We start from the raw sequence: 12,436 nt of genomic DNA on the forward strand, positions 1-12,436 counted from the left end.
CTTTGGCAGTACCTAGTACGGGAGAGACTTATCGTTTTATAATGTTAAATAGTTGTATTAGATATCTTATTTGGTAAATCATTTAGTTGTTTAATGTTTTCTATTTGCGTTAAAGTGCTTTGCAATAAATCTATTCTATTTTGAAAGTTGGAAATCATGGCGTAAATAACCCGGCTATCATCTCCGCTTTCGGTTAAATCTTTTTTCAAAGAATTGTAATTTTCTTCTAAAGTCCTCATATGAACCATGGTATCTTTAATTAGTTTTTGAACTTCAGGCGCTTTTTCATTTTCAATTTTGCTTAACTCTTCAGTGATGGTTAGCGTAAAGAAATCTTCTGTTTCTGCCATTTTAGGAGATACACTGGCTAGTTCTCTGTAACCAGAATCTTGTTGAGAACCAATAAACAATGTTATTATTAGTATTACAGAAGCGGCTACACCAATTAAAGGTTTCCATAAACGACGCCTTTGTTTATCAACTTTAACTAGTTGCAGCTCGCTTTGTTTGTTTAATTTGTTTAAAAAACGTTCTGTATGATTTAATCCTGGGTTTTCAATATCAAAATCGTTTTCATGTTTTTTAAACAGTTGCTCTATGTTGTCATTGTCATTATTCATAAACCGCTTGTAATTTAGTTCTTAAACTTTCCTTAGCTCTGGAAATTGTTGTTCTGCAATTGGCGTTGGAAATATTTAAAATATCACTTATTTCTTCATAATCGTAACCTTCTATAAGGTTCAAGGTTAATGCTATTCTGTAATTATCTTTCAACAATTTCATGGTGTTTAGAATTTGCTTCACCTTTATGTTTTCAAATTCACCGTTGCTATCAATACCGTTGCTGTCTTCTATTTTGTATAGTATATCATCTATAGGAACTTCATTCTTTTTATTCTTCTTTTTATAATGATAAATACTATTATTTATAACGATTCGTTTTAGCCACGCTCCAAATATTTTCGATTCTTTAAGGCCATTTAGTTTTGTAAAAGCCATTAAAAATGAATCTTGCATGATATCTTCTGCTTCAAAGCTGTCTTTTACTATTCTAAAAGAAGCGTTGTACATGGCTTTATAATATCTGTTATATATTTCCAATTGTGCAGATTGGTTTCCAGATTTACAAAGCTCAACAAGCTGTTCGATATTTAATTTAGTTGGCGTCAAAAAAACAAATTGTTATAGTATAGATATGCATCGTTATATTTTGTTACAGTATTTGCAAAAAAAAATCCTATACTCTCGTAGAATATAGGATTTTAATATGATTAAAGTACCGTTTTTTAATAATTCATAGGTGAATTTTAATAAGCCGGAGCTGCTTCTGTTACTTGTTTCCTCAGGTTAAACGCTGCTTTTATCAGGTTTTCCAAGGCTGTTTTTGTTTCTGGCCAAGCTCTAGTTTTTATTTTTTACGATTCCGTAGGCTTTTCAGCTTTTTCGATCGTGATTTTTAATTCTTTAGACTTCTTGTCTAAATCGATACTTATTTTGTCGCCTTCTTGTACATGAGATGTAATAATCTCTTCTGCCAAAGCGTCCTCAATATACTTTTGAATAGCTCGTTTTAAAGGTCTTGCGCCATATTGTTTGTCGAAACCTTTTTCGGCAATATAGTCTTTGGCGCTTTTACTAAGTTTTAAGATATAGCCTAAACCTTTAATTCTTGCTAAAAGTTTTTCTAATTCAATATCAATAATTTTATTGATGTCTTCTTTCTCTAACGGATTAAATACTACAACATCATCAATTCTATTTAAAAATTCTGGAGCAAACGATTTTTTCAATGCGTTTTCAATAACACTTCTTGCATTAGCATCTTCCTGAGCTTTTTGCGATGCCGTTCCAAAACCTATACCGGTACCGAAATCTTTAAGTTTTCTAGCACCAATATTAGACGTCATGATAATAATCGTATTTCTAAAGTCTATTTTTCTTCCTAAACTATCTGTTAAATATCCATCATCAAGTACTTGAAGTAACATGTTAAAGACATCTGGATGTGCTTTTTCAATCTCATCTAACAATATAACAGCATAAGGTTTGCGCCTTACTTTTTCGGTTAATTGTCCACCTTCTTCGTAACCAACATATCCTGGAGGCGCCCCAATTAATCTGGAAATAGCAAATTTTTCCATATACTCACTCATGTCAATTCTAACAAGCGAGTCTTCACTATCAAATAATTCTCTTGATAATACTTTTGCTAATTGCGTTTTACCAACACCTGTTTGCCCTAAAAAGATAAATGAACCAATGGGTTTGTTTGGATCTTTAAGTCCGGCACGGTTACGCTGAATGGCTTTTACGACTTTGGCAACAGCCTCGTCTTGTCCTATTACTTTTCCTCTTATTAGGTTTGGCAACTCGGCAAGTTTATTAATTTCTGTTTGAGCAATTCTGTTTACCGGAACTCCTGTCATCATAGAAACCACATCGGCAACATTGTCTTCGCTAACCGTTTCTCTATGCTGTTTGGTGTCTTCTTCCCACTTTTCTTGGGCGATAACCAATTCTTTTTCTATGCGTTTTTCATCATCCCTAAGCTTGGCAGCCTCTTCATACTTTTGCTTTCTGACTACAGCATTTTTAGACTCTTTAATGTCTTCTAGCTGTTTTTCGAGTTCCAGAATTTGTTGAGGAACATCAATATTAGTGATATGTACACGAGAGCCTGCTTCGTCTAAAGCATCAATAGCTTTGTCTGGTAAAAAGCGCTCGGTCATATACCTATTAGTTAATTTAACACAAGCTTCAATAGCTTCAGGTGTATAATCAACATTGTGATGTTCTTCGTACTTTCCTTTTATATTATTAAGTATTTCTATAGTTTCTTCAACAGAAGTTGGTTCTACAATGACTTTTTGGAAACGACGCTCTAAAGCACCGTCTTTTTCAATATATTGTCTGTACTCATCTAAAGTTGTGGCACCAATACATTGAATTTCACCACGGGCTAGGGCAGGTTTAAACATATTGGAAGCATCTAAACTTCCCGTAGCTCCACCGGCGCCAACTATGGTGTGTATCTCGTCAATAAAAAGGATAACATCGTCGTTCTTCTCAAGCTCGTTCATTACGGCTTTCATACGCTCTTCAAATTGACCTCTATATTTTGTTCCTGCTACTAAGCTGGCCAAATCTAAAGTTACAACTCGTTTATTAAACAATATACGTGATACTTTTCGCTTTACAATTCTTAGTGCTAAACCTTCAGCAATGGCAGATTTACCAACACCAGGTTCACCAATTAAAAGCGGGTTGTTCTTTTTACGTCTACTTAAAATTTGGGAAACACGCTGTATTTCCTTTTCACGACCAACAACAGGATCAAGTTTACCTTCTTCTGCCAGGGCTGTTAAATCGCGTCCAAAATTATCTAAAACAGGTGTTTTGGATTTTTTGTTCGTTTTTCCGGTTGGTGCATTAAAAATATTGTCTTTTGAAGCATCGTCCTCTGGATTCATATCGTCATCTTGAAAAGATTCGGACTTTGGTTCTATATAATTATTGTCGTTTGTTATCATAAGTTTAAATTGTTCTTTAACGTTATCGTAATCAACCTTTAGTTTATTTAAAAGCTTGGTGGTAGGGTCGTTTTCATTTCTTAAAATACAGAGCAATAAATGCGCTGTATTAATAGAAGTACTTTGAAAAAGCTTAGCTTCTAAAAATGTGGTTTTTAAAGCGCGTTCTGCCTGCCTGGTAAGGTGTAAGTTCTTTTTTTGATTGGAAGTTACAGCTATGTTAGGGTTAGCAGGACTTAATATTTCAACTTTGCGCCTTAAATGATTTAAATCAATATCTAAGGCGTTTAATATATTAATTGCTTTACCGCTACCATCTCGCAGAAGCCCAAGCATTAAGTGTTCAGTGCCAATAAAATCATGACCTAAACGCAATGCTTCTTCTTTGCTATATGCAATTACATCTTTTACTCTGGGGGAAAAATTATCATCCATAATCGTGTCCTTTCTGCATTAAAAATACTAAAACATTTAACTAAAGGCAAAAACTATACCTTAAATGATCTGTTAAGCTGCTAATTGACGAAAAAAAGTTTATAAAATCAAAATTTTTTAAGTGATACTTATTAACTAAAAAAGCATATACAATTGTTAATAAAAAACATGAAAAAAAGTATAGAAACACCTGTCATGACTATTGAAATACTTATATTAGCATGTTGTGAAATACACATATAAAACTTAATTAAATTATTTATGACAGAAGGAGAAAAATTGATCCCTATTAATATTGAGGATGAGATGAAATCGGCTTACATTGATTATTCAATGTCGGTCATTGTGTCACGTGCTTTGCCAGATGTAAGAGATGGTTTAAAACCAGTTCACAGACGTGTACTATATGGTATGCATGAACTAGGAGTTAGAGCAAATTCTGCACATAAAAAGTCCGCAAGAATAGTTGGAGAAGTTTTAGGTAAGTACCATCCACATGGTGATACGTCTGTTTACGATGCTATGGTGCGTATGGCTCAAGAATGGAGTTTACGTTATATGCTCGTTGATGGTCAAGGTAACTTTGGTTCTATAGATGGCGATAGTCCGGCGGCCATGCGTTATACAGAAGCACGTATGCGCAAAATATCTGAGGATATGTTGGCAGATATTGAAAAAGAAACAGTAGATCATAAATTAAACTTTGATGATACGTTACAGGAGCCAACTGTGTTGCCAACACGTATTCCAGGTTTATTAGTTAATGGTGCTTCTGGTATTGCTGTAGGTATGGCAACCAATATGCCACCGCACAATTTAACCGAAGTCGTTAATGGTACCATTGCTTATATAGATAATAACGATATAGAAATAGATGAGCTAATTACACTTATTAAAGCTCCTGATTTTCCAACAGGGGGAACCATTTATGGGTATGATGGTGTAAAAGAGGCTTTTCATACAGGTCGTGGACGCATCGTTATGCGTGCTAAAGCAAATATTGAGGAAGTAAATGGGCGTGAGTGTATTATAGTTGATGAGATCCCTTACCAAGTCAATAAGGCAGACATGATTAAAAAGACTGCCGATTTAGTAAACGACAAAAAGTTAGAAGGTATTGCGACGATTCGTGATGAATCTGATAGAAATGGTATGCGTATAGTATACGTTTTAAAGCGTGATGCAATTCCGAATATTGTATTAAACAAACTGTTTAAGTATACTGCTTTACAGTCCTCATTTAGTGTGAATAACATTGCGTTGGTTAATGGACGTCCGCAATTGTTAAACCTAAAAGATCTCATCCACTATTTTGTAGAGCACAGGCATGAGGTTGTTGTAAGAAGAACAACATACGAGTTACGAAAAGCAGAAGAGCGTGCTCATATTTTAGAAGGTTTAATTATTGCTTCAGATAATATTGATGAAGTTATCTCTATAATTAGAGGGTCTTCCAATGCCGATGAAGCCAGAGAGAACTTAATAAAACGTTTCGAGCTTTCCGAGATTCAGGCCAAGGCTATAGTTGAAATGCGTTTACGCCAATTAACAGGACTGGAACAAGACAAATTACGTTCGGAGTACGAAGAAATAATGAAAACAATCGAAGACCTTAAGGATATCTTGGCTAAAAAAGAGCGCAGAATGGATATTATTAAGGAAGAACTGGAAGTTGTTAGGGAAAAGTACGGTGATGAGCGTCGTTCTACCATCGAGTATGCTGGAGGTGATTTAAGTATTGAAGATATGATTCCAGATGAGAAAGTGGTTATTACCATTTCGCATGCAGGTTATATTAAACGTACATCGCTAACAGAATATAAAACACAAAATAGAGGCGGGGTTGGTCAAAAAGCATCAACGACCCGAAATGAGGATTTCTTAGAACACTTATTTGTAGGTACGAACCATCAATACATGTTGTTCTTCACTCAAAAAGGAAAATGTTTCTGGATGCGTGTTTATGAAATCCCAGAAGGTAGTAAAACATCCAAAGGAAGAGCTATTCAAAACTTGATAAATATTGAGCAAGATGATAAGGTAATGGCCTTCATTTGTACTCAAGACTTAAAGGATGAAGACTATATTAATAGTCATTATGTCATAATGGCAACTAAAAACGGTCAAGTTAAGAAAACATCTTTAGAACAGTATTCAAGACCAAGAACCAATGGTATTAATGCTATTACTATTAAAGAAGACGATGTACTTTTAGAAGCTAAATTAACTACTGGTACTAGTCAGGTTATGTTAGCATTAAAATCTGGAAAAGCTATTCGTTTTGAAGAAGCCAAAACAAGACCAATGGGTCGTGGTGCCTCTGGAGTTAGAGGTATAAGATTGGCTCACGATAAAGATGAAGTTATCGGCATGGTAACTATAGAAAATCCAAAAGAAGAGTCTGTACTTGTGGTTTCTGAAAATGGTTATGGTAAGCGAACTTACATTGACGATCCAGAAGACGGAGAACCAGTATATAGAATTACAAATAGAGGAGGAAAAGGGGTTAAAACCATTTCCATTACAGAAAAAACAGGAAACCTGGTAGCTATTAAAAGTGTAACAGATAATGATGATTTAATGATTATTAATAAATCTGGTATCGCTATACGTTTAGCTGTTGAGAACCTAAGAGTTATGGGTAGAGCTACCCAAGGGGTTAAGTTAATCAATTTAAAAGGAAAAGATTCTATTGCAGCTGTAGCAAAGGTGATGCATGAAGAAGATGACGTTGAAGATGTTGAAACTGTTAACGATACCAATGAAAATGTTGAGGGTGGCACAACTCTTGATAATACTGAAGGTGATAATGATAACACAGAAAATTAATAAATAATAAATTCATAAAATGAGAACACAGTTATTAATAGCTTTAACCTTTTCAATAAGTACTTTGACATTTGCGCAAAAGAAGGAATTGAAAACGGCCGATAAAGCTATAAGAGGCGAAAAATATGCTGAGGCTAAATCGGCATTAAAACAAGCGGAAGCACTTATGGATGCTATGGACGCTAAGGCTAAATCAAAGTATTATTACTTAATTGCTAAAGCGTTATACGGAAAAGGAGAAGTGCCTATAGCCGATTCGGATGCTGCTTTAGAGAGCTTAAACAAAGTTGAAATTGGATATTCTGCAGAAGTTAATCTGTTAAAGCAGGATATGGCAAATGGCTTATTGAAGAAAGGAAATACGGCTTATGAGGGTAAGGATTACTCAAAGGCATCAGTATTTTTCGAAAAATCGTATCGAGTTACGGAAACGGATACCGTATTTCTTTATTATGCAGCAGCAACTGCGGTTAATGTTCAAGAGTACGATAGAGCTTTAGGGCTTTATGAGGAGCTTAAAAAGTTAGGGTATACAGGTATTACTACTCAGTATGTTGCTACGGATATTAAAACACAAAAAGAAGAAGTGTTTAATAGTAAAAGTTTACGTGATATTTCTGTTAAAGCTAAAACGCACAATAACCCAACAGAGCGTGTGTCTGAATCTAAGAAACCAGAAATTGTAAAAAACGTTGCGCTTATTTATGTTAACAGAGGTGATGACGAAAAGGCAATTGCTGCAATGAAAGAAGCAAGAGCAGAGAGTCCTAATGACGTTAATCTAATTTTATCTGAAGCCAATGTTCATTACAAAATGGGCAACACTGATGAGTTTAAGAAATTATTGGAAAAAGCCACGCAAATGGATCCTGATAATCCTGAATTACAATACAATTTAGGGGTGATAGCTTCAGAATCCAATCAACCAGAAGAAGCAAAAGCGTATTATGAAAAAGCGGTAAAATTAGATCCAAAATACATAAATGCTTACATAAACTTAGCAGCTTTGATTTTAAACAGAGAGCAATCTATCATTGAAGAGATGAATGGCTTAGGGACATCTAGAGCAGACAATAAGCGCTATGATGTATTAAGAGCAGAGCGTCAAGGAATTTATAAAGAAGCTGTTCCTTACCTAACAAAGGCACTTGAAATTAATGATAAGAGTATTAGCGCAGCAAAAACGTTAATGAATATTTACAGTATTCTTGGAGAAACTGATAAGTTTAAAAGTATGAAAGAGAAAGTTGAAGCTTTAGAAAGTGAAGGCGTTAACTAAATCTAAAAAAATATACATTTTAAAAAAGGAGCAAATTTTAATTTGCTCCTTTTTTATTAAACTACTTTTTTAATAACGCGTAGTTTGTGTGTATGTGTTCGTTTGTCTACATTATATATACCAGAGTGGTCTAATCGGTCTATTCTAACCTTACCATGGGCATGTATTATATAGTTGTCTTTCATTATAATACCTACATGAGTTATAATACCTTCGTTGTTATCGAAAAAGGCTAGGTCACCAGGCTCACTTTCTTCTATAAAACTTAAAGCTTCTCCCTGGGTTGCCTGTAGGGAGGCATCACGTAATAATTTGTATCCGTTTAATTTATAAACCATCTGGGTAAACCCGGAGCAATCGATCCCAAAGGGTGTTTTTCCTCCCCATAAATATGGCGTGTTTAAATATAAAAAAGCGGTTTGTATGATGTTGCTTTTAGGCTTTTTTCCTTCAATAAAGTTACCTTCGTGTTTATGATTTAAATTTGAAAGTCCGTTTAAGGACGATCCTAATAGAATAGGGTGTAATTGATTGTTTTTGTCTTCAATAAATTCAACTAAATCTTCCGAAAGTTTTGGTGTTTCCTTATTTAAGGTTTTATAAGCATCTTCTGCAATTTCGAGATATTGTTTATTGTCTATCCAACCCTCATAAGAATCAAATGCTAAACGCACTTTACTCCAGTTTTTGCGTTGTTCTAAGACTTTAAAAATTTCACCATATATGATTTGTGAAACAAGCTCGCTGGTATCTGCTGGTTCACCTCTAAGAGGAACAATACTTAAATTACAAATTCCGTACTGCATAAAGTTATTATCTATTAACTATTACTATTAATTATTTGTGCAATTATATTGGAGATAAACCTCTGATTGCCGAATAAAAATTTTAAAAAGTTTTTTCATAATAAATAATAACAATAAAAGTAATTTAATATTACTAACGTTCTATAATAACTGCAGAAGCACCACCACCTCCATTACAAATGGCTGCTGCTCCAATTTTAGCATCATTTTGTTCTAAAACATTTAGCAAAGTAATCATAATTCTAACACCAGAACAACCAAGAGGGTGTCCTAATGATACTGCGCCACCATTTACATTTACGTTGCTGTCATTTAATCCGAGAATTTTCATATTCGCAAGACCAACAACCGAGAAAGCTTCGTTAAATTCGAAATAATCTACATCCGATATTTCTATGCCAGCTTTACTTAAAGCTTTAGGAAGTGCCTTTGCAGGAGCTGTTGTAAACCACTCAGGTTCGTGAGCAGCGTCTGCGTAACTTTTTATAGTTGCCAAGGGAGTCAAGCCAAGTTCGTTAGCTTTTTCTTTGCTCATTAAAACCATAGCGCCTGCGCCATCATTTATTGTTGAAGCATTGGCAGCTGTTACAGTACCATCTTTTGAGAATGCGGGACGTAATTGCGGAATTTTTTCCATCTTAACATTAGTAAATTCTTCGTCTTTACTTACTACAATAGGTTCTCCGCGACGTTGTGGTACTTCAACAGGAACGACTTCATTATTAAATTTACCGGCATTCCAAGCAGCGGCAGAGCGCTCATAGGATTGTACAGCAAAAGCATCTTGATCTTCTCTTGAAAATTTATATTCTGTAGCACAAGCATCTGCACAAACACCCATGGCATTTTGATCGTAAGCATCTACCAGACCATCTTTTTGCATGCCATCAATTAATGTGGCTGGTCCAAATTTAGTGCTAGATCTGGCATGTAAATAATGAGGGATTAGGCTCATATTTTCCATACCTCCGGCCACTACAATATCTGCATCTCCAAGTGCGATGGTTTGAGTAGCTTGCATCACCGCTTTCATTCCAGAGGCGCATACTTTATTTACAGTGGTACATGGTACCGTATTAGGTATTCCTGCATAAATAGCAGCTTGCCTAGCCGGAGCTTGACCCGTACCAGCCTGCACTACGTTACCCATTAATACTTCCTCAACTAATTCTGGTTTTAAATTTATTTTGTCTAAGGCTCCTTTTATAGCAATAGATCCAAGTTTGGGGGCGGTAATAGTGGATAGAGCACCTAAAAAACTCCCAATTGGAGTTCTTGCAGCCGATACAATAACTACTTCTTTATTCATTAATTTTATGGTTTAATTTGTTCTTGCGAAAATAACGATTTTTTAGTAGAAATGTATATGATTCATTTATTATAAAAATGGTGGTAGCTTATAATTTTATTACATTTGAGACCATTAAGTTTTTAGATGAAAGATTTTATAAATAAACTATATAAAAATCATTCTTTAATTTATAAAGGGTTATTATTTATATCGACCACTTTTTTTATTGTGTATTTGTTTCCTAAAAGTGGAAAATTCAAGTACAATTTTGAAAATGGAAAACCCTGGCAATCAGAAAATTTATATGCACCTTTCGATTTTGCCATAAAAAAAACAGATGGCGAGATTGAGTCTGAAAAAGAAGTGCTAGTTAACAACTCGGTATTGTATTTTAATTTAGACAATACCATCGAAGCTAAAATAAAATCTTCATATAGTAATCACTTTAAAAATACATTTTCAGATTCTATTCCTAGGTCGGTGTCTAAAAAGTTATACAAGATCGGCGAAAAAATCGTTGACGAATTGTATCTATTTGGGGTTTTAAGTGAGGATTATAATTTTCCCGAAGATAGGGCTATAGTTGTGCTTGACGGAAGGGTTAAAAAACAGGATGGTTTCTTTTCTCATTTAATTAAGCAGGATGGAGTATCGAAAGTTATTGATAATGCTTTGAATAAACAAGGTGTGATTCAGTATAAAACAGTTTTTACCTCCTTGTTTTTCGATTTAGTAGAGCCTAATCTGGTTTTCGATAAATCGTTTACAGATAAGGCACTACAAGAAGAAATAGGAAAAATAGCTTACACCAGAGGAAGTGTTGCAAAGGAAACCTTGATAATTTCTAAGGGAGAAGTTGTAGAAGGCGATAAATACCAAATATTAAAGTCGTTACAGTCGGAATACGAATCGCAGGTTTGGAGTAAATCCAATTATATCTGGGTATTGTTCGCTTATACATTGTTAGTAGCCTTAGCGTTATTAATGCTACTTTTGTTTTTAAGAAAGTATAGAATTGAAGTATTTGAAAATAATACTAAGGTTACATTTATTTTCTTCAATGTTTCTTTAATGATATTTATAACAACCTTTGTTGTAAATTATGATGCCAAGTATATTTATATTGTCCCCATTTGTATTTTGCCCTTAGTACTCAAGGCCTTTTTTGATGCCAGACTGGGCTTATTTTCGCACGTCCTTACTGTATTGTTAATTGGGTTTATTGTACCCAATAGTTACGAATACATGTTTCTTCAAATTATAGCAGGAATTGTAACTATATTGACTGTTTCAGAATTATACAAAAGAGCTAATTTATTTATATCGGTAGGGCAAATAACACTCATTTATATTATTGCCTATTTTGCATTTGTGGTTATTCATGAAGGTAGTGTGAAAACAATAAAATGGGAAATATTTATTTGGTTTATCTTGAGTGGACTTGCGACGCTTTTTGTACAGCCTTTAATATACATATATGAAAAGATTTTTGGTTTGGTTTCTGATGTATCGCTTTTGGAACTTTCCGATACTAATTCGAAATTATTAAAAGAGCTGTCCGATAAGGCACCAGGAACCTTTCATCATTCTTTAAATGTAGCCAACCTAGCTGAAGCTTCTGCAAATGAAATAGGAGCTAACGCTATGCTGGTAAGGGTAGGAGCTTTGTATCATGATATTGGTAAAATGAGGAATCCAACTTTTTTCACCGAAAACCAATCAACAGGGATTAATCCACACGATGAATTGTCACCTAAGGAAAGCGCACGAATCATTACAGATCATGTTATAAACGGTATAGAGATAGCCAAAAAGAATAATTTACCGGATAGAGTTATCGATTTTATACGTACTCACCACGGCTCTAGTGTTGTGTATTATTTTTATATGCAGGAAAAGAAGGAATACGATGATGTTGATAAGCTAGATTTTAGTTATCCGGGGCCAAAACCATTTAGTAAGGAAACGGCTATTTTAATGATGTGTGATAGTATTGAAGCTGCGTCGAAAAGTCTAAAGGAACCAACATCTACAAAGATTGATGCATTTGTTGAGAATATCATAAATAAGCAAATAAAGGATGAACAATTTCTAAATGCGGACATTACATTTAAGGAAATTGAATCGATAAAAAAGGTGTTAAAACACAAGCTTGCAAACATTTATCATTTACGTATTGAATACCCGGAATAAAAATTATAAAAAAGGGACAAAAATAGTTGTGTTATATCTAAGTATCTAGTACATTTGCAACCGCAATTTTATT

8 protein-coding genes are annotated in these 12,436 nt (G+C 34.3%); 3 read left to right on the forward strand and 5 right to left on the reverse strand.

Translation table 11 applies throughout. From position 1 onward, the window contains the following. Positions 1 to 44 precede the first annotated feature (44 nt). The 3 genes from C1H87_RS21575 to C1H87_RS21585 all read right to left on the reverse strand — a co-directional run bounded on the left by C1H87_RS21575 (position 45) and on the right by C1H87_RS21585 (position 3,965). Complete coding sequence (locus tag C1H87_RS21575; RefSeq protein ID WP_102757805.1) at positions 45 to 620, reverse strand: hypothetical protein; 576 nt, start codon at positions 618 to 620, stop codon at positions 45 to 47. Continuing rightward, positions 613 to 1,170 (reverse strand): RNA polymerase sigma factor, encoded by a 558-nt coding sequence (locus C1H87_RS21580; protein ID WP_102757806.1) that lies wholly within the window; start codon positions 1,168 to 1,170, stop codon positions 613 to 615. Before C1H87_RS21580 ends, C1H87_RS21575 begins: the two co-directional genes overlap by 8 nt. A 245-nt stretch (positions 1,171 to 1,415) precedes the next feature. Continuing rightward, on the reverse strand, positions 1,416 to 3,965 hold the full coding sequence (locus C1H87_RS21585; RefSeq protein ID WP_102757807.1) for an ATP-dependent Clp protease ATP-binding subunit: 2,550 nt from the start codon (positions 3,963 to 3,965) through the stop codon (positions 1,416 to 1,418). Between the two features lie 261 nt (positions 3,966 to 4,226). Here C1H87_RS21585 and gyrA point away from each other — a divergent pair, with 261 nt between their 5' ends. Then, complete coding sequence (gene gyrA / locus C1H87_RS21590; protein ID WP_102757808.1) at positions 4,227 to 6,794, forward strand: DNA gyrase subunit A; 2,568 nt, start codon at positions 4,227 to 4,229, stop codon at positions 6,792 to 6,794. A gap of 19 nt (positions 6,795 to 6,813) precedes the next feature. Further along, on the forward strand, positions 6,814 to 8,073 hold the full coding sequence (locus tag C1H87_RS21595; RefSeq protein ID WP_102757809.1) for a tetratricopeptide repeat protein: 1,260 nt from the start codon (positions 6,814 to 6,816) through the stop codon (positions 8,071 to 8,073). 56 nt (positions 8,074 to 8,129) lie between these two features. Here C1H87_RS21595 and C1H87_RS21600 read toward each other — a convergent pair whose 3' ends face one another. Next, positions 8,130 to 8,879: a C40 family peptidase gene (locus C1H87_RS21600; RefSeq protein ID WP_102757810.1), complete on the reverse strand. Its 750-nt coding sequence runs from the start codon at positions 8,877 to 8,879 to the stop codon at positions 8,130 to 8,132. A gap of 133 nt (positions 8,880 to 9,012) precedes the next feature. Beyond that, a complete protein-coding gene (locus tag C1H87_RS21605) occupies positions 9,013 to 10,188 on the reverse strand; it encodes an acetyl-CoA C-acyltransferase (RefSeq protein WP_102757811.1) in 1,176 nt (391 codons plus the stop codon). Positions 10,189 to 10,314: 126 nt separating this feature from the next. On the opposite strand from C1H87_RS21605, the gene C1H87_RS21610 reads away from it, so the two are divergent. Beyond that, positions 10,315 to 12,363 (forward strand): HD family phosphohydrolase, encoded by a 2,049-nt coding sequence (locus C1H87_RS21610; protein WP_102757812.1) that lies wholly within the window; start codon positions 10,315 to 10,317, stop codon positions 12,361 to 12,363. The last annotated feature ends 73 nt before the right edge of the window (positions 12,364 to 12,436 follow it).

It is taken from the genome of Flavivirga eckloniae, from assembly GCF_002886045.1.
Taxonomy (GTDB): Bacteria; Bacteroidota; Bacteroidia; order Flavobacteriales; family Flavobacteriaceae; genus Flavivirga; species Flavivirga eckloniae.